This is a genomic window from Chloroflexaceae bacterium, from assembly GCA_025057155.1.
In the GTDB taxonomy this organism is placed as follows: domain Bacteria; phylum Chloroflexota; class Chloroflexia; order Chloroflexales; family Chloroflexaceae; genus JACAEO01.
The window spans coordinates 91,618-113,824 of the sequence record JANWYD010000002.1 but is presented as its reverse complement, the minus strand read 5'-3'; the positions used below and the strand labels follow the sequence as shown (position 1 = coordinate 113,824).

The window sequence follows — 22,207 nt, the reverse complement described above, 5'->3', positions numbered from 1 at the left end:
CACGTCATGAGCGAGGGCTTTAGCCCGCAGCTTAGAGCACGCGCGACGCGATAGCGCCAGGATACCGGATCCATTTCTTAATCCTCATCAGCCGCCAGGCGAAGGGGAGCGCGCAAGACTTTTTGTCACACCCTCCCCTGCCCAAATGCGCCACAAACTCTGCGGTATCGAGTATACTGTGCAGCAGAGGTGCTCGTGGACGCCGCGCCCGAAGGAACTGGCGCGGTAAGCCCGCTAAACTTGCCCATCAGGAGCAAGCCCATGGCCATTCACAATTTCAACCCCGGTCCGGCAGTGTTGCCGCGAGCCGTACTGGAGCGCGCCCAGGCCGAACTTCTCGACTACCAGGGGCGAGGGATGTCCATCCTTGAGATGAGCCATCGCTCGAAAGAGTATGAAGCAATTAATACGCGCGCCGAAAGTCGCTTCAAGGCCCTGCTTGGGCTGAACGACGACTATCGGGTGCTGTTCATGCAGGGTGGCGCCAGCACGCAGTTCGCGCTGGTGGCGCTGAATTTCCTCGTGCCGGGCAAAGTGGCCGATTATGTCGTCAGCGGCAGTTGGGGCGAAAAGGCGCTCGAAGAGGCGCGCCGGGTCGGTCGCACAGCGGTAGCGGCTAGCAGCGCCGAAAACAACTATCGCCGCGTGCCATCCCCTGCCGACATCCGCCTCTCCGAAGAGCCGGCGTATGTGCACATTACCACCAATGAGACCATTCAGGGGGTGCAGTGGCCGGAGATTCCCGCCATCGAAGGCGCGCCCGTGGTGGCGGATATGAGCAGCGACATCATGGCCCGCCCCTTTGATGCCTCGCGGCTGGCCCTGTTCTACGCCGGAGCGCAGAAGAATATTGGTCCTGCCGGGGTGACCGTGGTGGCGATCAACCAGGGGTTTATGCAGCAGGCTCGCGCCGATCTGCCGGCCATCTTCAGCTACAAGACGCACGCCAAGAACAACTCTCTCTACAATACCCCGCCAGTCTTCGCGGTGTACCTGCTCGATCTGGTGCTGGAATGGATCGAGGGCCTGGGCGGTCTTTCGGCCGTAGCCGAGCGCAATGCCCGCAAGGCTGCAATGGTCTATGCGGCCATTGACCGCAGCGGCGGCTTCTACCGCGGCCACGCCGAAACCGGCTCGCGCTCGCAGATGAACGTGACCTTCCGTCTGCCCGATGAGGCCCTGGAGAAACGCTTCGTGAGCGAGGCGCAGGCCGAAGGGCTGGTGGGTCTGGCCGGGCACCGCTCGGTCGGCGGCATCCGCGCTTCCCTCTACAACGCGCTGGAGGAGGAGAGTTGCGTGGCGCTGACCCAGTTTATGGACGCCTTCGCCTCCAGGTATGGCTAGTGCGATTGGAGATTGCCGATTTTAGATTGCGGATTGGGCGCGACGCATATGAACATACTGGCGTGACGCCAATGCCCCAACGGGTTGCCTGGAAGTGCGGTGTGGGGCAACCTGGTTGCCCTGCTAACTTTGTATGCGGGTCGTTATCCTCTCGAAGGCGCTGGTAGCCGGCGCGTACCAGCGCAAGCTCGAAGAGATCGCCCGGCTTGGCGTCGAATTGACGGTGCTGGTGCCGCCCGGCTGGCGCGAGCCGCGGGTGGGCATGCAGCGGCTGGAACGGCGCTATACCGCTGGATACGCGCTGGAAGTGCTGCCCATCGCGTTTAATGGCCGGCACCACCTTCACTTCTACCCCACCCTGGGACGCGCGTTGCGCCGGCTGCGGCCCGAAGTCTTCCACATTGACGAAGAGAGTTTCAATCTCGCCACGTTCCACGCGATGCGTCTGGGGGTGGTCCTCGGCGCGCGGTGCTGTTTCTATAACTATGCCAACATTGATCGATTCTACCCGCCGCCGTTCAATCTCTTCGAACGCTACAACTTTCGCCATGCGGCCCACGCCCTGGCCTGCAACCAGGATGCCGCGCGGATCATCCGCCGTCATGGCTACACGGGGCCGCTGACGATTGTGCCCCAGGTGGGCGTGGACCCGGAGTTGTTCGCCCCCATCCCGCAGCAGCGCAATGGCGCGGCCTTCGTGGTGGGCTACCTGGGCCGGCTGGTCCCCGAGAAAGGGGTGCTCGATCTGCTAGAAGCCCTGGCCCGGCTGCCACGGCGCGTGCGCCTGCGCGTGGTGGGCAATGGCGCGCAACGGCCGCTCATCGCGCGGCGCGCGGCGCAACTGGGCCTCGCTGAGCGGATCGAACTGCTCCCCGCGGTCAGCAGCACCGAGACGCCGGCAGTGCTGCGCAGCTTCGACGCGCTGGCGCTCCCCTCACGGACCACCCCGACCTGGAAGGAACAGTTCGGGCGCGTGTTGATCGAGGCGATGAGCTGCGGCGTGCCGGTGATCGGGTCGCGTTCCGGCGAAATCCCCCACGTCATCGGCGAGGCCGGCCTGACCTATCCCGAAGGCGACATCGGCGCGCTTAGCGCCGCGATTGCGCGCCTCGCTGATGATCCCGCCACTTGGAGCGACCTGGCCCGCCGCGGGCGCGAGCGTGTGCTGGCCCACTTCACCCAGGCCGCCATAGCCCGCCGCCACGTCGAGGTCTACACGGCCATGCGCAGGCAGTAAGGTCCTGTTCGGGTTCTCCACAGGTTATGCACATCTGTGGAAATCACAGAAATCCAAAATGGCATTACACCGGCCACCGGTTGGCCCGAATGGTCGCAGGCGAGATAAAGACGGCATTGGCGCGCCGCAGATGGGGTTCGCCCGTTGACCACTCGGGAAACTGTTCGTACAGCCCGAAGAGAAAATACCCGCGTGCTTCTAAAAAAGCCTTCATCTCTTCCAGCGGGACGTGCCAGGTATTACCGGGGTACAGGCCGGCTTCCACTTCAACCAGATCAATCCGCCCGGCGCGAAGCATAGACTCTGCGCCGCACAGAACATCGAGATCGACCCCCTCGGTGTCAATCTTGAGGTAACTGATGTGCGTGATCCCCTCGGCGGCGCAGAAGCGATCCACCGTCTCAACCTGCACAGGAGCGCGGGGAGCGTCGGAGTGATCGAAGCGACGCCGGCCCGCCCCGTCGAGGTAGAAACAGTCGGGCGTGCTCTCGCATACGATTGCCCCTGTACCAGGGGCGGAGCTCAGCGCCAGGTTCACACAGCGCACCCGCGGCTCTGCGCCCAGGCTCCTGCACAGCGCGGCATAAGTCTCGGGCGTCGGTTCAAAACAATAGATGCGCGCCTGGGGAAAGGCGCGCAAATACCGGCGCGCCGTGTCGCCCACATAGGCGCCCACATCGAAAACCAGCGTCGCCCGGTAGTGGGGAAGACGAACCTTAAGGTCGGCAAACAGGTTCACTCCTGGAGGGAGTAATCTCAGAGCGCCCAGGATCGGTTCAAGTCCGGCGCGCAGCCGGCGGCGGAGACCCATACCCATACTCAACCTCTCAGTATGCTCGGGCGAACACTACCTGGCGCCTGGTTTCGCGCCCGGTGTAGACGCAAACACCGGGCGTGTCAGGCTGCTCCAGGGGAATGCAGCGAATGGTGGCGCGGGTCTCTTCCTGGATGCGGCGCTCATCATCGGCGCTCCCGTCCCAGTAGGCCCAGGCGAAGCCCTGTTCGACCTGCTGCTTCAACTCGTCGTAGGTGCGCACGGTGGCGCTGCGTTGCTCGCGGAAGGCCAGGGCGCGCTGGAAGAGACCGGTCTGCATCTCGTCGAGCAGCGCGACCAGGCGCTCGGTAAGGCCAGCCTGGGGCACGAAGCTCTTGCCCTCGCGGCCCGGCATATCGCGCCGGGCGATGGCCACGCTGTTCTTCTCCACGTCCTTCGGGCCGACTTCCAGACGCAGCGGCACCCCCTTCAGTTCCCACTCGTTGAACTTATAGCCGGGCGTCAGATTGTCGCGGTCATCCACCTTGAAGCGCAGGCGTCCCTGCCAGTCTCCGGTGATGCGTTCGATGGCCTCCAGGACGCGGGCGCGCTCCTCTGGATTCTTATAGATCGGCACAATCACCACCTGGGTGGGCGCCAGGCGCGGCGGCAGCACCAGGCCCTCATCATCGGAGTGGGTCATAATCAGCGCGCCGACGAGACGGGTGCTGACGCCCCAGCTGGTCGTCCAGCAGTACTGCACGGTATTGTTCTGGTCGGTGTAGGTGATATCGAAGGCGCGGGCGAAGTTCTGGCCCAGGTTATGCGAGGTGCCAGCCTGGAGGGCGCGCCCGTCCTGCATCATCGCCTCGATGCAGTAGGAGCGGAGCGCGCCGGGGAACTTCTCCTTTTCGGTCTTCAGCCCGCGGATCACCGGCACGGCCATCACCTGCTCGACGAAATCGGCGTAGACCTCGTGGAGGATCTTGAGCGTTTCGGCCTCCGCTTCGGCCTCAGTGGCATGGGCAGTATGCCCCTCCTGCCACCAGAACTCCGAGGTGCGCAGGAAGGGGCGGGTGCGCATCTCCCAGCGCATAACGTTGCACCACTGGTTGTAGAGCAGGGGCAGATCGCGGTAGGAGCGGATCCAGCGGCTGTAGAAATAGCCGATAATCGTCTCGCTGGTGGGGCGAATCACGTATGGCTCGGTCAGATCCTCGCCACCAGCGCGGGTAACCTCGGCGACCTCAGGTGCGAAGCCCTCGACGTGTTCGGCCTCTTTCATGATGAAGCTCTTAGGGATGAGCAGAGGGAACTGCACATTAGCGTGGCCGGTAGCCTTGATGCGCTGATCAAGTTCGCGCTGCATCATCTCCCAGATGCCCCAGCCAGTGGCCTTGACCACGATGCAGCCGCGCACAACCTCGGCCGGCTCGGCCAGGTCGGCTTCGCGCACGATATCGAGGTACCACTGGTTATAATCGGTGGCGCGGGGAGTAATAACATCCTTTGGCATAGTCGCTCCTCAAGCCTTGGCGCCGGCGCGAAGTGAGCGCGCCTTCCGCCTGCATTCTAACGCAAATCCTTGCGCATGAGTTCACTGGGGATGCTGATCCTGCCAGCAAGAGGAGAGGCGCGCGACACGATCTGATAGCCGCGGCGGAGGTAAAGGCGCCGTGCGGGTTCGTTGCTGCTGATAACGCGCAGGTAGGCGACGCTGACGCCCATGCGGCGCGCCTGGTCCTCGATCCGCTCCATGATCGCGTCGCCGATGCCCCGCCCGCGCTGGTCCTCGGCGACGACGACGCTGTAGATGTAGCATTCGCCGGGGCGCAACCGCGTTTCGCCAACGAGAGCGGCCCGCAGCATGTTGCCAATCAGGATGAGGGTATTGAGCAACCCCAGGCAGTGGATGGCCAGCGTGAAGGTTCCTCGGGGCAAATTCACCGTACTGGCGTCGCCGTGAAGGCGGATACTGGCGCTTCCCACCACCTTGCCGCCAGCATCGAGAGCTATGAAGCGCCCGCGCACGCCGCTGGCCAGTTCGTGTTCGACGAGGTAGCGCATCAGGCGCACCTGGCCAGGACGCGGGCCGCGCAGGACGCCCGGCATCTCGGCGTGAAAGAGTTGCACCACCAGTTCCGCCAGGGCCTCGGCATCGGCAGAGGTTGCGGGCCGCAGCGTGACCGTCTCGGTCGCCATACGCCGTTGTCCATCGGTCGTGGAGGATGCGTCAGAGATCGCGCGGCAACGCACACGACCGGAGAAAGGAGGGCGCGGGGAAACCGGTTCCCCGCGCCCCTATGGCAGAGGCGGGCAAAACACCCGGCCTGGTCCACACGGTCAACCGCGCCCTGGAGCAATTACTTTCCTGCGTAGGTGGCCAGCACGCCTCCGGCCTCGATGGTGCCGCCAACCTGCACGCGCACCTCAGCAATGACGCCGGGGTGAGTGGCGGTAATCTCATTTTCCATCTTCATCGCTTCCACGATAAAGAGCACCTGTCCGGCCTCCACGTGCTGGCCCGGCTCCACCCGCACCGCAACCACGCGGCCCTGGATGGGGCTGATCACCCCATCAACCTTGGGCGCCAGCGCGCTCTTCTTCGCCCCGGCGGCAGGCCGACGCTCACCCGGCGCAGCGGGACGCGCGCCCGGCGCCGCGACAGCCGGCGCCGACACCGGGGCCGCTCCGAAGACCTTCACTCCGAAGCGACGGTTATTGACCTCCACGGTAAACTCACGCGGCTCTTCAGGGCTAGGCGCGGGGCCTGGTTCAGGCGGCGGGGGCATAAAGGCCCGCACCTGATCCATCAGTTCGGGATGCTGGGCGATGAAGTTCACCGTGGCCTGCCCGCCGCTGAAGGTCGGATGGCTCAGCGCGGCGCGATAGAAGGGGATCGTGGTAATGACGCCGCCAATGGTATACTCGGCCAGAGCGCGCTGGGCGCGGGCAATCGCTTCGGGGCGCGTCTCAGCCCATACGATCAACTTGGCGAGCAGCGAGTCGTAGTACTGGGGGATGGTATAATCGGCTCGCACCCCGCTATCTACACGCACACCCAGACCGGATGGCTCCTGGTAGGTAGTGATCGTTCCCAGAGCGGGCCGGAAGTTATGCAGCGGGTCCTCGGCGTTGATGCGGCACTCGATAGCATGGCCCCGCGGCGTCAGATCCTCCTGGCGCAGCCAGAGACGCTCGCCCTGGGCGATACGAAGCTGCGCCTTGACCAGATCCACGCCGTAGACCATCTCGGTCACTGTATGCTCCACCTGGATGCGAGTATTCATCTCCAGGAAGTAATACTTCCCGTCCTGGAAGAGAAACTCCAGCGTTCCGGCGCTCACATAGCCTACCGACCGGGCCAGGCGCACCGCCGCCGCGCCCATCTCGGCGCGGATCTCGGGGGTCAGCGCGGGAGAGGGCGCCTCTTCGATCAACTTCTGGTGGCGGCGCTGTACTGAACAATCTCGCTCGCCCAGGTGCACTACATTGCCGTGAGCGTCGGCGAGCACCTGGATCTCGATGTGGCGCGGATTGTCCAGGTACTTCTCAACGTACAGGGCGCCGTTCTTAAAGGCCACCTCGGCCTCGCGGCGAGCGCTGGCGAAGGCATCGGCCAGTTCATCAGGCGAGCGCACCACGCGCAGCCCACGCCCGCCGCCGCCGCCAACGGCCTTGATGGCGATCGGGTAGCCAAATTCATCGGCAATCCGCCGTACCTCGGCCAGTTCCTCAATTGCCTCCAACGTTCCGGGTACCAGCGGCACTTTGGCTGCCGTGGCCTCGCGACGGGCGGCGGTCTTCCCGCCCATGCGTTCCATCGCTTCGGGCGGCGGACCGACAAAGACCATACCCGCTTCGGTAACGGCGCGGGCGAAGTCGGAGTTCTCGGCGAGGAATCCATATCCCGGATGAACGGCGCCGGCACGAGCCTGACGCGCCACCTCGATAATGCGAGGAATGTTCAGGTAACTCTCCGCTGAAGGCGCGGGTCCAAGCAGATAGGCGGCGTCGGCATAGGCGACGTGAGGCGCCTCACGATCCGCTTCGGAGTATACGGCGACGCACCGCAACCCCAGTTCCCGACAGGCGCGCATCACACGCAAGGCGATCTCGCCGCGATTGGCGATCAGCACGGTGTCGAACATACGCTTCCGCTTCCATATGCCCAGTCGCCACGCACCCGACATCCCGAAAACTCAAGCATAACCGCCTCGATGGTGGTCGCGCGGTCCGGCAGAGGGAGGTGTCGTGCGGGAACTGGTACCAGGGCGATTCCGAGCGTGCGGCAGGTCCGCTGCGCCGCCGCTTATTGTAGCATACTCTGTCCTGTTACAAGTTAGACTCCATGCGCCTGCCAGGGTTGTTGCAAGGTCTTTGAGGTTTGTCCCAGGCCCCGGGTTGTTCGTTGGTTCTGGCAGCTACACCGCCAGAACCAACGAACAAGGACCGTATCGGGCGGCTACGCCGCCCCGATCCCCTGCTGGAGGCGGACGTTGCATCAGCCATAGCGCGGCGCAGCCGCACAGCGACGAGAACAACGAGTTTTCTGAGAGAGCAAGCCCTTTCAACCCCTCCCCCGCGGCGAGGCGCTTTTTTTTCCTGCAGGCCGTAACTTCGCGGCCCGAAGCGGCGTTCTTCCTGATAGAGCAGGGGCGCAGCGGCAGCGCCACGCAGATGAGCAGACCCGGATCTGGCCGTGAGCTACGCACCGTCAATTCGTCCTGAAACGAGAACTCCCCGGCGCGCGTTGTTCCAGCACGCGCGGTTCGCGGCGCTCCCCGCCCCGGCGCCGTCGCGCCCGCTGGCGCGCGTACTGGTGAGCGACGATGATCCGGACATTCGCCAGATCTATGCCCGGCTGCTGACCAGTCACGACTTCGAATACATCGGCGCGCCGGCGGGCGCCGGGCCGGCGACGCTCGACCTGGCGGTCCGCGTCCGGCCGCATTTGCTGATCACCGACATTCACAAGCCGGGCTTCGACGGTTATCGCTTGCGCGATATGGTGCGCGCCAATCCGGCCACTGCCCACATCCCTGTGCTGATCGTCTCGACGATGGATCCGATGAGCGATCCGCGTCTGGCCCCCGTCGGCCCGCTGGACGACAGCTTCCTCAAGCCCTTCGCCTTCGAAGCTCTGCTCTACCGCGTGGCGGCTCTGCTGCCGTTGGGCGCGGCGGCCCACAATCAACTGGTGATGCAGGCGCAACGGTTCTCTTGCTACGAACACTTTCATCCCGTCACCGGCCTGCCCTGCATGCACACCCTGGCCAGGGCGCTGCCTGCCCTCACCGCGCGGCCCGGATGGGCGGCGACCAGTGTAAGCATCGGGGGGTTCGCAGCGCTGACGCGGCGCTTTGGCCGCCCCGCCGCCGAAGGGTTGCTGGCGCGCCTCGGGTCGCTGGTGCGGGCGGTGGCCGGTCCAGAGGTGTTCGCCGCACACCCTGGCTTCGATCCCCAGGTGGCCCTGGTCGGCCCGCGCGAAGCCGTCGCCGCGGCCACCGCTGCTCTGGCAGCCCGCTTCGACAGCATCCAGCCGTGGGTCGCCCGGTGCGCCCCTCAGCGCCCCCAACCCCGGCTGCGTCTCTTCCACACCGATGACCGCACTGGCCTGGAGATTGGCCTGCTGGAGCTGCGCGCGGCCCTGCGCAGCGCGCTGCGTCACGGCTGATATGACAATGGGGAAACCTGGTTTCCCCGCACCCCTGCCTGAGGCGAGGGTCTGAGACGGCCGCGCCTCCCAGAACGCTACCGGATACGGAGAGGTCCTATCGCGTTTCTTGAAAAGGTTGACCTGCAACGATGGCAGCGCGAGGCCGCGAGCTGCACGACTCAGTACTCTGTGAACGAAGTTTTTCGGCAACTCCGCCCCCTCCCTAACCCTCCCCCCAACGGGGGAAGGTTGGGAGGGGGGCGGAAAGGCAAGGAAACTTGTTCACAGACCACTCATTGTCCTTAGCGGGCCAAACATTCCACATTCCGTTCAGAGCTCTAAAACCCCACTCGCTCCAGGCCCTTCAGGTTCAGCAGGCTACGCACCTCGGCAGGTGTGGCAATGGGCCGATCGAACTCCCCCGCGATCCGCACGATCTTCTCGACCAGTTCGTGGTTCCGGCCCAGCACGCCCCGGCGCACAAAGATGTTGTCCTCCAGCCCCACGCGGGCGTGCCCGCCAAGCATAATTGCTGCGGTGCACATATGGAACTGCTGCGGGTACCCCGCGCCGATCACCGACCAGCGGTAGCCGTCGGGGCCGAAGAGGCGGGTAGCCGTGTCGAGCAGATGGGTCAGGTCGTAGAGCGTGGCGCGGATGCCGCCCAGCACACCCATCACAAACTGTAGCCAGATCGGTTTTTCAACCAATCCTTCACTGAGCATGAAGTCGAGGTTGTAGAGATGGCCGACATCGTAGATCTCGAACTCTGGCCGCGTGTCGGTCTTGCGCATCTCTTCAAGGAAGTGCCGGATGCTGGCAAAGGTGTTGGGGAAGATGAAATCCTCGCTGCCCTTGAGCCACTGGGCCTCCCAGGGAAAGCGGTAGTCGCCATCGTTGAAGCGTCGCGCCACCGGATGCACCGAGAAGTTCATCGAGCCCATGTTGCAGGTCGCCAGTTCCGGCTTCCAGGTCGGGACGACGCGCACCCGGTCGGCGGGAGACATGCCGACCCCGCCGCCGGTAGTGGTGCAGATCACCGCGTCGGTACGGGCCTTGATCGCCTTGAGGATGGCGCCAAAGAGTTCCATATCCGACGATGGCGCGCCGTTCTCAGGGTTCCGGGCGTGAATGTGGATGATTGCTGCACCGGCGCGGGCGCACCGTTCGGCATCCTCGGCCAGTTGCTCGATGGTGTAGGGCAGGTAGGGGGTCTGCGTTGGCACCGTTACCGCGCCGGTCAGCGCGGCAGTGACGATTAACGGTTCCATGCGGGTTCCTTTCAGTTGCCCTGGCGGGCTTGCCGCAAGCCACCGATATGAGGATGCGGTAACACTCCCTCGAAATGGCGCCTTAAAGATCCTCGAAGATCGCCACCACCCGTGTCCATCCGGCGCTGCCGCCGGTGAGTTTGACCGGAAAACAAGCGACCTTGAACCCTGTAGGACGCGGCAGGGCGTCCAGGTTGGCGAGCTTCTCGATGTGGCAATACTCCAGGTCGCGTCCCACCCGATGGGCCTCCCAGATCACCGCAGGGTCGCCGGTCTGCTGGAAGCGCTCCTTCATCGCCCAGAACGGCTGGTCCCAGCCCCAGGCGTCTATGCCCATTACGCGGATGCCCTGGGCGATCAGCCAGCGGGTCGCCTCGGCGCTCATCCCCGCGCCGGCGTGGAAGTACTCGGCCTGGCCCCACAGCTTGTCGGCCCCGGTCTGAATGAGCACAATCTCGCCGGGCGCAAGGGCGTGGTTGATCCGCGCCAGGGCGGTTTGCACATCGGCGGCGCTGATCACCCCTCCACGGGGGATGTGGCGCATGTCCAGCACCACGCCGTTGCCGAAGAACCACTCCAGGGGCATCTCATCAATCGTGCGGGCGCGCTGGCCGCCGCAGGTCGGGTAGTAGTGCCAGGGGGCGTCAACATGGGTGCCGGCGTGGCTGCTCATCGTCACCTTATCGTTTGCCCAGCCGTTGCCTTCGGGCAGATCCTCCACCCGCGCCCCGAAGAAGCTGGCCATGAACGGCGCGCTCTGCTGGTGGTTTTCGTGCTCGACCAGCACCGGCAGCGGCTCGCTCGGGCCGCTCTCGGTCGGTACGCTCAGATCGAAGATTTTCATCGGCGCTTCCTCCACTGAAGTGAATGCAACCGGTTAGGGGAAGGGGGGAAACCCGGTGTCACCCTTCCCCTGCCCTACGGGAGGGCTGCGTCTTCCTAAATCCTCCCCTGAAAGCGCCTGCGGGCAAACCGGGTTTCCTCCTTCCTCTGGCAAAGAAGAGGGAACCGGGGTGCTGCGCCCGCCCAGGAACGTTCATCCCGCCAGTGCGGGGCGATGCCGCGGCATCACACGCCTGCTTCCTGGAGCGCCGCGTTAATGATCGTCTGGGCTTCGGCCTGGATGGCGGCCAGGTGCTCCTCGCCTTTGAAGCTCTCGGCGTAGACCTTATAGATGTTCTCGGTGCCCGAAGGGCGCGCTGCGAACCAGCCGCTGGCCGTAACGATCTTCAGGCCGCCGATGGGCGCATCGTTGACCGGAGCGCGGGTGAGGCGGGCGATGATCGGCTCGCCGGCCAGTTCGGTGGCGGCTACCAGTTCGGGCGAAAGGTTGCCCAGCACGGCCTTCTGCGCCGGAGTGGCTGGCACGTCGCTGCGGGCATAGACCGAGCGGCCAAAGCGCTCCTCCAGCTCGCGGTAGTGCTCGCCGGGGTCTCGGCCCGTCACCGCGGTGATCTCGGCGGCCAGCAGATCCATAATGATCCCGTCCTTGTCGGTAGTCCACACCGTGCCATCGCGGCGCAGGAAGGAAGCCCCGGCGCTCTCCTCGCCGCCAAAGCCGTAGCTCCCGTCCACCAGACCGTCTACGAACCACTTGAAGCCTACCGGCACCTCGGCAAGTCGGCGGCCCAGATGGGCGGCGACGCGGTCAATCATCGAACTGGAGACCAGGGTCTTGCCGACGGCGGCATCAGCGCGCCAGGCGGGGCGGTGCTGGAACAGGTACCAGATCGCCACCGCCAGGTAGTGGTTCGGATTCATCAGGCCGACGCTGCGAGTGACGATGCCGTGCCGATCAGCATCGGGGTCGTTGCCGAAGGCCACGTCGAAGCGGTCCTTCAGTTCGATCAATCCGGCCATGGCCGCGGGCGAGGAGCAGTCCATGCGGATCTTGCCGTCCTTGTCCACGCGCATGAAGGCGAAGGTGGGGTCAATCGTCTGGTTGACTACGGTGAGGTCGAGGCCGTAGCGTTCGGCGATCGGCCCCCAGTAGGGCAGCGAGGCCCCACCCATCGGGTCCACGCCCAGCTTCAGGCCGGCAGCGCGGATGGCCTCCATATCAATCACGTTAGCCAGGTCAGCCACGTAGGGGCCGACGTAGTCGTGCATGTGGGTGGTACTGGCGGCAATGGCCCGGGCAAAGGGCACGCGCCGCACGTCTTTCAGTCCGTCGCGCAGCAACTGGTTGGCGCGTTCCTGCACCCAGCGGGTGGTGCCGGTGTCGGCGGGGCCGCCCGAAGGCGGGTTGTACTTGAAGCCGCCATCGTCCGGGGGATTGTGCGACGGGGTGATCACCACGCCATCGGCCAGCCCTTCGCGGCGACCGCGGTTGTACGTGAGGATGGCGTGCGAAACCGCTGGCGTAGGGGTGTAGCCCAGACCGGTCTGCACGCAGAGTTCGACGCCGTTGGCGGCAAAGACCTCGATTGCGGTCGCCAGGGCCGGCTCGGAGAGGGCATGGGTGTCCATGCCCAGGTACAGCGGCCCGCTGATGCGCTGGGCGCTCCGCCACTCGCAGAGGGCCTGGCAGATCGCCAGGATATGCTCCTCGTTGAAGGAGTGCTGCAACGACGAACCACGGTGGCCCGAGGTGCCAAAGGCCACCTGCTGCTCCGCGACGCCGGGATCAGGGGTGAGGATATAGTAGGACGAAACGAGGCGCGGCACGTTGACGAGCAACTCACGGGGGGCCGGCTGGCCGGCCAGCGGATGGGCTGCCATAGGCGGGGCTCCTTCTGGTGCTTCACGCCAATTTCAGTACGCGCAGGACGGCCATATTATCGCAGAGATTCGCGGTGCGGATCAACATGGGAGGGCGAAGTCTCCCAGAAATGCCTCTTCTCCGCCTGTCGGGGTGCGGCGAAGCCTCGTGGGTTCTGATCCTCACCCTCCCCCCGCCCCCTCCCTCTCCACCTGCGGTGGAGAGGGAGAGGGCGCCGAGCGGAGCGAGGCAGGAGAGGGTGAGGAGCTCCGCTCCTGACGCCGGTTAGAGCGCAACCCTCCGGATTGCGGCAGCGCAGGTGCGGTAGAATAGCGGAAAATGCCCAGGGAGGAGGTTCCGATGCACGCCACACCGACAACCAGCCAGGCCCTGCCCCACGAACGCAGGGGCGCGGGGCCGCCATTGCTGTTGCTCCACGGCGCCATGGTGGACCGGGAGTACTGGCGCGAACAGATCCCCGTTTTCGCCGCGCGCTACGAGGTGATCGCCTGCGACCTGCCGGGCCATGGCGCTGCCCCGCCCCTCGCCGGGCCGACCAGCATTGCCGATCTGGCCAGAGAGGTGCTTGCTACACTCGACGCCCTTGAGGCGCCCGCGGTCCGGGTGCTGGGCCACTCGCTTGGCGGCATGGTGGCTCAGGAACTGGCGCTGATGGCGCCCGAGCGCGTCAGCGCCCTGATCCTCGCCGATACCTGGTGCCGTCCGCGGGGCTATTTCCTCGAACCCTTCCCCTTCCGCACCGCCTACCTGCACTGGTTCCTGCGGGCCTACTCGGTGGCGCAGGTGATTGATATAATGTCTAGAAGCGCCGCGCTGCGCACACCCGCCATTCGGCCCTACGCCCTCCAGACGATGAGCCGCTATCTCGGCGACCGCGAGACGCTCCTGCACATCTGGGACGCGGCTACAGCCTTCGATAGCCACGACCGTCTGGGGCGGATCACCGCTCCGACGCTGATTGTGGCCAGCGACGGCTACCTGTTCACCGCCGCGCAGGCCATCCGCCTCGCCGCGGGCATCCCCGGAGCCGCGCTGGCGGTCATTCCCAGGACCGGCCACTGGGTCAACTGGGATAACCCTGTCGCTTTCCAGGAGGCGGTGATGCGTTTTCTGGGAACCATTGATTGAGCCGTGGTTGATGTCTGCGGTAGCATTTGGAGGGGATGGGGAAACCGGGTTTCTCCATCCCCCTGCCTGAAGGGCCAGCCAGGTTGTTGCGCTGATTAGACGGCCTCAAGAGCCTGGGCCAGATCGGCAATCAGGTCCTCAGGATGCTCGACGCCGATGGACAGGCGCACCATCGCCGGGGTGATGCCCAGTTCCAGGCGCTCTTCGGGGTCCACATCGGCGTGGGTCATGGTAGCGGGATGCTCGGCCAGCGACTCGTTGCTGCCCAGGCTTACCGCCAGCTTGATGAGCTTGAGGGCGTTGAGCAGGCGAAAGGCTTCCCGTTCGCCGCCGACCACATCGAAGGCGATCATGCCGCCCGGCGCGCTGCACTGGCGGTGGTAGACCTCGTACTGCGGGTCGTCCTCGGTCAGGTTGCCCAGGTAGTAGACGCGGTCCACTTTGGGGTGATCATTGAGAAACTCGGCCACATGGCGTGCAGTCTTCATCTGGGCGGTCATGCGCAATTTAAGGGTTTCGAGGCTGCGCATCAGCAGCCAGCCGGTGTGCGGGCCGGCCATGGTGCCGAAGATGGTGCGCAGGAACCTGACCTGGTCGAGCAATTCGCGTCTGCCCAGGCAGACGCCGGCGATCAGGTCGCTGTGGCCGCCAATGTATTTGGTGGCGGAGTAAAGCACCAGGTCGGCGCCATGGCGGAGCGGTTGCTGCCAGAGCGGCCCGAGGAAGGTGTTGTCCACCGCGGTCAGCACGGGCCGTTCGCCGCTGAGACGGGCGGCGAGGCCGGCGTAAGCGGCGATGTCCACCAGCGCATTGGTGGGATTGGCGGGAGTTTCGATGAAGATCATGGCCAGGCGCTCGGCCAACCCCAGGCGGCGCAGTTCGGCCTCGGCGGCTTCGGGCGGCGCGCCCGCGCGGAAGCCAACCACGCGGATGCCGAAGCGCGGCAGCACGTGTTTGAGCAAATAATCGGTGCCGCCGTAGACCGGCTCGCTGTGTAGCAGAACGTCACCCGGTCGTAGGAAAGTGAGCAGGGTGGTGCTGATTGCCGCCATACCGCTGGCAAACACCGCGGCGCACTCGGCCTCGTCCCACAGCGTCAGGCGATCTTCGAGGATCTCCAGGTCAGGATTGTTCAGACGGCTGTAGATCAGGCCCAGTTCCTCGCCGGGACCGCGGCGGCGCAGGCCATAGGCGATTTCGAAGAAGGCTTTGCCCTCTTCGGCGGTTTTGAAGGCGAAGGTTGAGGTCTGGAAGATCGGACACTTGATCGCACCCTCGGACAGCTCAGGCTTGTAGCCATAGCTCATCATCAGGCTTTCAGGACGCAGGGGCCGTCCCTTCAGGTAGCCTTCGGGCTTGCGTCTGGCCATGGTCGCCTCCTCGCGGATACGCGGGGCGCCACCGCCCCGTCCTGGCCTCATGGTGCATCAGGGAGGCCGCCGGCCCGGTTAAGCCTTGACAACCAGGTGATAACCTGATGTGAAAACGGGAGGATGGAGGAGGGCATGGCCCTCCTCCATCCTCCCATCGGTCAGGGGGGTGGGGAACCCGGGGTTCTCCACCCTTCTCGCGCCTAGTCAGCCCCGGCGGGGGCCTTGGTCGGCTCAACCAGCGACTGGGCCTCGCGCTTGCTCTGCCAGATCGCCCAGAACAGCGCCACGGCGCAGATGATCATGGCGATAATCACTCCAGGGCTGCCGGGATTGATCGTCACCACCATCGGGGCGATGATCAGGGCCACCAGGTTGATCACCTTGATCATCGGGTTCAGGGCCGGACCGGCGGTGTCCTTAAGCGGGTCGCCGACGGTGTCGCCAACCACGGCGGCCTTATGCGGGTCGCTGTGCTTGCCGCCGAAGTTGCCTTCCTCGATGTACTTCTTGGCGTTATCCCAGGCGCCGCCAGCGTTGGCCTGGAACACGGCCATCAACTGGCCCGAGAGGATAATGCCGGCCAGGAAGCCGCCGAGCGCCTCAACCCCGAGGGTGAAGCCCACCAGGATGGGGACCATCACCGCGATAATGCCCAGGCTGATCAGCTCCTTCTGCGCCGCGGCGGTGCTGATGGTCACCGCGCGGGCGTAGTCAGGCTGTACCTTGCCTTCCATCAGGCCGGGGATGCGGAACTGCCGGCGCACCTCGGCGACGATCTGCGAGGCGGCGCGGGACACGGCGCGAATGGTGAGCGAGGAGAACAGGAAGGGCACGGCCCCGCCGATGAGCAGGCCGATGAAGACGATCGGCGCTGAGACGTTGATGCCGGTGAGCAACTGCACGCCCTGGGCGCCCGCCTCGATCAACTGTTGCTGCACCTTGTTCACGTCGGTGAGGTAGGAGCCGTAGAGCGCCACCGCGGCGATCACCGCCGAACCAATGGCAATACCCTTCGTCACCGCCTTGGTCGTATTGCCCACCGCGTCCAGGTCGTCCATCACGTTGCGAGCATTCTTGTCCAGCCCGGCCATCTCGCCGATGCCATTGGCATTGTCGGAGATGGGGCCGAAGCTGTCCATCGAGATCGTATTGCCGGTGAGCAGGAGCATGCCAATGCCGGTGAGCGAGACGCCATAGAGCATGGCCGTGAAGGTCACCACCGGATCGGCCGAATAGCCGCTGAAGATGATCACCGAGGTGAGGATGGAGCCACAGATCACCAGGATGGCCCAGACGCTCGACTCCATGCCCAGCGCCAGACCGGAGAGGATATTGGTGGCCGCGCCGCTCTGCGAGGAGCGCGACACTTCCTTCACCGGATTGTAGTGGGTGCTGGTGAAGTACTCGGTCAGCTTGTCGAGCACGATGGCCAGGGCCACACCGGCAACGGTCGCCCAGAGGGGGCGCCAGTCAATCGCGCCGTTCGGCTCGCGCATAAACACCGCCGTCGCGGCCACGCAGCCGGCGATCGCCAGGCCCGCAGCGATATAGAAGCCGCGGTTCATGGCCGCCATGGCATTGCGGCGGCGCTCATCGGTGGTCACGAACAGGTTGCCGATCACCGAGGCGACCACGCCAATGGCCCGCAGCACCAGGGGGAAGATAATGAAGCGCAGATCGTAGTTCCCGTCGCCAATCGTCCCGGCTACGGCATCGCCCAGCACCAGACCGAGGATCAACGCCGAGACCAGGGTCACCTCGAAGCTCTCGAACACGTCGGCGGCCATACCGGCGCAGTCGCCCACGTTATCGCCCACCAGGTCGGCGATCACCGCGGCGTTGCGGGGATCGTCCTCGGGAATGCCTGCCTCAACCTTGCCCACCAGGTCAGCGCCGACATCGGCGGCCTTGGTGTAGATGCCGCCGCCCACGCGCATAAACAGCGCGATCAGCGAGCCGCCGAAGCCGAAGCCCAGCAGCGCGTCGGGAGCCGCGATGCCGAAGACCATGAAGATCAACGTGCCGCCCAGGAGCCCCAGACCCACGGTGAGCATACCCGTCACCGAGCCGGCGCGGTAGGCGATCTGCATCGCCGGGTTGTAGCCCTTCCGTGAGGCGGCGGCCACGCGCACGTTGCCCTCAACCGCCACGTTCATGCCCACGAAGCCTACAGTGTAGGAGAAGAGCGACCCCATCAGGAAGGCGATGGCCCGCCCGATGGCCACCCACAGCGTAGCGGCCTCGGGGCTGCCGAAGTGCTCGATTGCTTCGCGCGTCGGCGGGATAATGAACACACTCGCGCCGAGCACGAACGTGAGGATTACGATCAGGATGGAAATGGTACGGAACTGCTGGCTGAGATACGCATTGGCGCCCGACTTGATGAACCCCCAGACCTCCTGCATCTTCGTCGTGCCCTTGTCCTGAGCGAGGATCATGCTCCTCAGGTAAAAGGCGTAGGCGATGCCGAAGATGGAGATGAAGAGCACCGTCCATACGGCGTACTGCTGTAGTGGTGTGAGATCCTGCATCGTCCAACTCCTTCACGTTGCGTCGGCAAGCAAACCGCTAACACCCTCGGTCGTGGTTCACCCTCGCCTGACCAGCCAGCCCGCGCCTCCACACCTCTACAAGTCTACAACCCTACCGCTCTGCATCTTGTGGATCGGCCGGGCAACGGTCAAGGCGGGCGTCACGGCCTTAACCATGCCTTACACAGCAAAGGCGCTCCCTCACCCTGACGGCGCCCTCACCAATCATTCCGCGACGGGGAAACAGGCGATGTGTGCAATTATACCGCAGTTCCGTGTCCGTGGAGCCTATTCTAACACATGCGCTTCGCGATTGTAAAGAATGGTATTGTGATCTTCGCCAAAAGTTGTCAATGCTCACTTGGATGTTGGGCAAAGCCCGTGCAGAACTGCCGCCTGCCTGGACCGCGGGTGTGGTAAGCTTTGTACAACCGCGTAGATTTGACCAGCCTGAGAGTCGTGCCATCCACGGCCTCAACGAGGAGGAGCCTTTCAATGGAACGCACGATCTTCACGAGCGAGCACCACCTGTTTCGTCAGAGCTTTCGCACCTTCGTCGAGCGCGAAATCGCCCCCAACTACGAGCGCTGGGAGCGCGAAGGGGTGGTTGAACGCGCCCTGTGGGCGAAGGCGGGCGCGGCGGGCTTTCTCAGCCTGGGCATCGCCGAGGAGGACGGCGGCTCAGGCATTGACGACTTTCGCTACAACGCGATCATCACCGAGGAACTGTCGCGTCCGTTCTTTATGGGAGTTGGCTTCTCGGTCCACACTGATCTGGTCATCCCCTACCTGGTGCACCACGGCAACCCCGAGCAGCGCCGCCGCTGGCTGCCCCGCATCGCCAGCGGCGAATGCATCGGCGCCCTGGCCATGACCGAGCCTGCGGCCGGCAGCGACCTGGCCGGCATCCGCACCACTGCTCGGCGCGAGGGCGATTACTACGTCGTGAATGGCCAGAAGACCTTCATTTCTAACGGCATCAATGCCGATCTGGTGATCGTGGCCGTCAAAACCGACCCCGCCGCCGGGCACCGGGGGATCAGCCTGCTGGTGGTCGAACGCGACATGCCTGGCTTCACCCGCGGCCGCAACCTGGAGAAGATCGGCCAGCACGCCCAGGATACTGCCGAACTGTTCTTCGACGACGTGCGGGTGCCCGTCGCCAACCTGCTTGGCGAGGAGGGCCGCGGCTTCGCCTATATGATGAGCAAGCTGCCCCAGGAACGCCTGATCATCGCCATCAGCGCCATGGCCGGCGCCGAGGCCGCCTTTGAGATGACTGTGGCCTACTGCGCCGAACGCACCGCCTTTGGCCGGCCCATCGGCGATTTCCAGCATACCCGCTTCCTGCTCGCTGAACTGAAGACCGAACTGACCATCGGGCGCGTCTTCGTTGACCGCTGCATCGAGGCCCACACCGCCGGCCGGCTGACCACCGAGGAGGCTTCGATGGCTAAATGGTGGGCCACCGAATTGCAGAACCGCGTGGTGGACCGGGGAGTACAGCTCCACGGCGGCTACGGCTATATGCGCGAGTATCCGATTGCCCGCGCCTTCGTTGACGCCCGCGTGCAGACCATCTACGGCGGCACCACCGAGATTATGAAGGAGATTATCGGGCGTTCCCTGTTTCCAAAACGGCAAGGGTAGAGGGGTGGGGAAACCACGTTTCCCCACCGTCCCTGCCTGTCGGAACCCTCAAAGGAACATCACCATGCCAGACGCTTTCATTTTCGACGCCATCCGCACCCCCAGGGGGCGCGGCAGGGCCGGGGGCGGCCTGGCCGGGGTCAAGCCGGTGCATCTGCTCACCAGCCTGCTGCGCGAGTTGCCGCGGCGTACCGGCCTCGACCCCGCCGCGATTGAGGATGTCATCCTCGGCTGTGTGACGCCCGTCGGCGAGCAGGGGGCCAACATTGCCCGCACGGCGGCGCTTGCCGCCGGGTGGGACGAGCGCGTGCCCGGGATGCAACTCAACCGCTTCTGCGCCAGCGGTCTCGAGGCGGTCAATCTGGCCGCGGCCATGGTGCGCTCGGGGTGGGAACACCTGGTGCTGGCCGGGGGCGTCGAGTCGATGTCCCGCGTGCCCATGGGCAGCGATGGCGGCGCCTTGATGGACGATCCGGAGATCAGCCAGGCGGTCGGCTTCGTGCCCCAGGGCATCGGCGCCGATCTGCTGGCCACTCTCGATGGCTTTAGCCGCGAGGAGCTTGACGCCTTCGCCGTCGAGTCGCAGCGACGCGCCGCCGCCGCCCGCGCCGCGGGGCGCTTCGCTCGCTCGATCGTGCCCGTGCGCGACCCCGGCGGCCAGGTGCTCCTCGCCGAAGATGAGCATATCCGCCCCGACACCACACTGGAGACCCTGGCGAAGCTGCCGCCGGCCTTTGCCCAACTCGGCGCCTCGGGCTTCGACGCCGTGGCCCTGCGGCGCTACCCGCAACTTACGCGCATCGAGCATCTGCACACCGCCGGCACCTCCTCGGGCATCGTGGACGGCGCAGCCCTCGTCCTGGTGGGCAGCGAGGCGCGCGGGCGCGCCCTGGGCCTCACGCCGCGGGCGCGCATCGTCTCCGCCGCCGTCGTCGGCAGTGAGCCGACGATTATGTTGACCGGCCCGGCCCCCGCGGCGCGCCTGGCTCTTGAACGCGCTGGCCTCGGCTTCGACGACATTGACCTGTTCGAGATCAACGAGGCCTTCGCCGCGGTGGTGCTGCACTTTCAGCGCGAGACCGGCGTGGGTCCCGAACGGATCAACGTCAATGGCGGAGCGATTGCCCTGGGGCATCCCCTGGGGGCGACCGGGGCCATGATCCTCGGAACCCTGCTCGACGAGTTGGAGCGCCGCGGCGGGCGCTATGGCCTGGCGGCCCTCTGTGTCGGCGGAGGCATGGGCATTACCACGATCATCGAGCGCTGGGCTGGCGAAGCCGGGTGACTGCCGGTTGGCGCACGGGGGCCCTGTTCTCCCGTGCGCCTGCCTGCAACGTAGCGCAACCCCGAGGGTTGCGCATAGCTTTGTGGGTACGCCGAAGGCTTTTTCACGGAAATGCAATCCATCAGTTGGTCGAACCACCAGCGACGAGGTGAGCCATGAGCAGCACGACCGTAGCCGCGGCGCCAGTAGTCTACCCCGACAGCGACGGTCAACCCATGTTGGACAATACAAAACAGTTTCGCGCCATTGTCACCATCCAGGGCAACCTCGAGGGCCTGTTCCGTAATCGTCCCGACGTGTTCGTCGCCGGCGACCTGCTCTGGTATCCGGTTGAAGGACGTCCCGACATTCGCCGCGCGCCGGACGCAATGGTCGTCTTCGGGCGTCCCAGGGGCGATCGTGGCTCCTATCGCCAGTAGGAGGAGGAGGGGGTCGCGCCCCATGTGGTCTTCGAGGTGCTGTCACCGGGAAACAGACTGGCGGAGATCGCCGCCGGGTTTGAGTTCTACGACCAGTACGGAGTCGAGGAATACTATCTCTACGACCCGGAGAGCGGGGATCTGACCGGCTGGCAGCGCAGAGAGGAGCGGTTGAGGGTCATACCCGACATTGACGGCTGGGTCAGTCCGCGCCTGGGGGTGCGCTTCGCCCGCGAAGGCGACGAGGTGCGGATGTATCTGCCCGACGGGCGCCCGTTCCTGAGCTTCGTAGAACTTCAGGCCCAGATGGAAGCGGAGCGGGAGCGGGCGGAGGCGGAGCGGGAGCGGGCGGAGGCGGAGCGCCAGCGCGCCGAGCGTCTGGCTGCGCGCCTGCGGGCGTTGGGAATCGATCCTGATCAGGAGTAGGCCGTGGTTCGCACCGCCGTCACCTCCTGGGGGCGCGGGCGGCACGCAGAGTTGATGCAACGTCGGCGGGTCACAGGGCGGCGTAGCCGCCCCATCACAATAATGTCGGCGGCGTCGCCAACGCCGTCCAGAAACCCGCAGGTCGGGTCGGGACCTGACCCGAGGAAATGGCGCAGGCCCGGGTGGCGCGCCAGGGCTGGCGCAAACCCCATTTTTTCTTAGTGTTGGCGGCTGCGCGGCCAAACCCGCCGAAAAACCCGGGGTCCGGGCACTGCCGCAGAGAGGTTGCAAGAGCCGTGTTGGAACACGAAACCGCTATTGACAACTCCTGACCTGCGTCGTATACTAAGTGTCAATTTCACAACAGGCCGAGCGGCCACTTTTTTTCCAGGCAAAGTTAGTGTCAAA

At 65.1% G+C, this 22,207-nt stretch carries 16 protein-coding genes and 1 pseudogene; 7 read left to right on the top strand and 10 right to left on the bottom strand.

Annotation, left to right across the window (positions count from 1 at the left end; translation table 11 throughout):
• Positions 1-261 precede the first annotated feature (261 nt).
• Both serC and NZU74_01785 read left to right on the top strand, forming a co-directional pair.
• Positions 262-1,344 (top strand): 3-phosphoserine/phosphohydroxythreonine transaminase, encoded by a 1,083-nt coding sequence (gene serC, locus NZU74_01790; GenBank protein ID MCS6880040.1) that lies wholly within the window; start codon positions 262-264, stop codon positions 1,342-1,344.
• Positions 1,345-1,477: 133 nt separating this feature from the next.
• Positions 1,478-2,581, top strand: coding sequence for a glycosyltransferase family 4 protein (locus NZU74_01785; GenBank protein ID MCS6880039.1), 1,104 nt, complete (start codon positions 1,478-1,480; stop codon positions 2,579-2,581).
• Between the two features lie 64 nt (positions 2,582-2,645).
• Here the strand turns inward: NZU74_01785 and NZU74_01780 are convergent, their stop codons facing one another.
• The 4 genes from NZU74_01780 to accC all read right to left on the bottom strand — a co-directional run bounded on the left by NZU74_01780 (position 2,646) and on the right by accC (position 7,486).
• Positions 2,646-3,392 (bottom strand): FkbM family methyltransferase, encoded by a 747-nt coding sequence (locus NZU74_01780; GenBank protein ID MCS6880038.1) that lies wholly within the window; start codon positions 3,390-3,392, stop codon positions 2,646-2,648.
• 16 nt (positions 3,393-3,408) lie between these two features.
• A complete protein-coding gene (gene proS, locus NZU74_01775) occupies positions 3,409-4,851 on the bottom strand; it encodes a proline--tRNA ligase (protein MCS6880037.1) in 1,443 nt (480 codons plus the stop codon).
• A 56-nt stretch (positions 4,852-4,907) separates the two neighbouring features.
• Positions 4,908-5,537, bottom strand: coding sequence for a GNAT family N-acetyltransferase (locus NZU74_01770; protein ID MCS6880036.1), 630 nt, complete (start codon positions 5,535-5,537; stop codon positions 4,908-4,910).
• A gap of 161 nt (positions 5,538-5,698) precedes the next feature.
• Positions 5,699-7,486: an acetyl-CoA carboxylase biotin carboxylase subunit gene (accC, locus tag NZU74_01765; GenBank protein ID MCS6880035.1), complete on the bottom strand. Its 1,788-nt coding sequence runs from the start codon at positions 7,484-7,486 to the stop codon at positions 5,699-5,701.
• 551 nt (positions 7,487-8,037) lie between these two features.
• On the opposite strand from accC, the gene NZU74_01760 reads away from it, so the two are divergent.
• The gene (locus NZU74_01760; protein MCS6880034.1) at positions 8,038-9,012 is read left to right on the top strand and encodes a response regulator; all 975 of its coding nucleotides are present in this window, start codon (positions 8,038-8,040) and stop codon (positions 9,010-9,012) included.
• Between the two features lie 320 nt (positions 9,013-9,332).
• Here NZU74_01760 and NZU74_01755 read toward each other — a convergent pair whose 3' ends face one another.
• The 3 genes from NZU74_01755 to pgm form a co-directional block, all read right to left on the bottom strand.
• Positions 9,333-10,265: a 3-keto-5-aminohexanoate cleavage protein gene (locus NZU74_01755; GenBank protein MCS6880033.1), complete on the bottom strand. Its 933-nt coding sequence runs from the start codon at positions 10,263-10,265 to the stop codon at positions 9,333-9,335.
• An 82-nt stretch (positions 10,266-10,347) separates the two neighbouring features.
• Complete coding sequence (locus tag NZU74_01750) at positions 10,348-11,109, bottom strand: cyclase family protein (GenBank protein ID MCS6880032.1); 762 nt, start codon at positions 11,107-11,109, stop codon at positions 10,348-10,350.
• A gap of 224 nt (positions 11,110-11,333) precedes the next feature.
• Positions 11,334-12,986, bottom strand: coding sequence for a phosphoglucomutase (alpha-D-glucose-1,6-bisphosphate-dependent) (pgm, locus tag NZU74_01745; GenBank protein MCS6880031.1), 1,653 nt, complete (start codon positions 12,984-12,986; stop codon positions 11,334-11,336).
• A gap of 340 nt (positions 12,987-13,326) precedes the next feature.
• Here pgm and NZU74_01740 point away from each other — a divergent pair, with 340 nt between their 5' ends.
• On the top strand, positions 13,327-14,115 hold the full coding sequence (locus NZU74_01740; GenBank protein MCS6880030.1) for an alpha/beta hydrolase: 789 nt from the start codon (positions 13,327-13,329) through the stop codon (positions 14,113-14,115).
• A 95-nt stretch (positions 14,116-14,210) separates the two neighbouring features.
• Here the strand turns inward: NZU74_01740 and NZU74_01735 are convergent, their stop codons facing one another.
• Both NZU74_01735 and NZU74_01730 read right to left on the bottom strand, forming a co-directional pair.
• On the bottom strand, positions 14,211-15,485 hold the full coding sequence (locus tag NZU74_01735; GenBank protein MCS6880029.1) for a cystathionine gamma-synthase family protein: 1,275 nt from the start codon (positions 15,483-15,485) through the stop codon (positions 14,211-14,213).
• A 203-nt stretch (positions 15,486-15,688) separates the two neighbouring features.
• Positions 15,689-18,019, bottom strand: a complete 2,331-nt coding sequence (locus NZU74_01730) for a sodium-translocating pyrophosphatase (protein ID MCS6880028.1) — start codon at positions 18,017-18,019, stop codon at positions 15,689-15,691.
• Positions 18,020-18,514: 495 nt separating this feature from the next.
• On the opposite strand from NZU74_01730, the gene NZU74_01725 reads away from it, so the two are divergent.
• The 3 genes and pseudogenes from NZU74_01725 (at position 18,515) to NZU74_01715 (ending at position 21,799) form a co-directional block, all read left to right on the top strand.
• Positions 18,515-19,669, top strand: coding sequence for an acyl-CoA dehydrogenase family protein (locus NZU74_01725; GenBank protein MCS6880027.1), 1,155 nt, complete (start codon positions 18,515-18,517; stop codon positions 19,667-19,669).
• A 64-nt stretch (positions 19,670-19,733) separates the two neighbouring features.
• A complete protein-coding gene (locus NZU74_01720; protein MCS6880026.1) occupies positions 19,734-20,954 on the top strand; it encodes an acetyl-CoA C-acetyltransferase in 1,221 nt (406 codons plus the stop codon).
• Between the two features lie 155 nt (positions 20,955-21,109).
• Positions 21,110-21,799: pseudogene (locus NZU74_01715) on the top strand (Uma2 family endonuclease).
• Here NZU74_01715 and NZU74_01710 read toward each other — a convergent pair.
• Positions 21,790-22,011: a hypothetical protein gene (locus NZU74_01710; GenBank protein ID MCS6880025.1), complete on the bottom strand. Its 222-nt coding sequence runs from the start codon at positions 22,009-22,011 to the stop codon at positions 21,790-21,792. The pseudogene NZU74_01715 and the gene NZU74_01710 overlap by 10 nt on opposite strands.
• Positions 22,012-22,207: the final 196 nt, after the last annotated feature.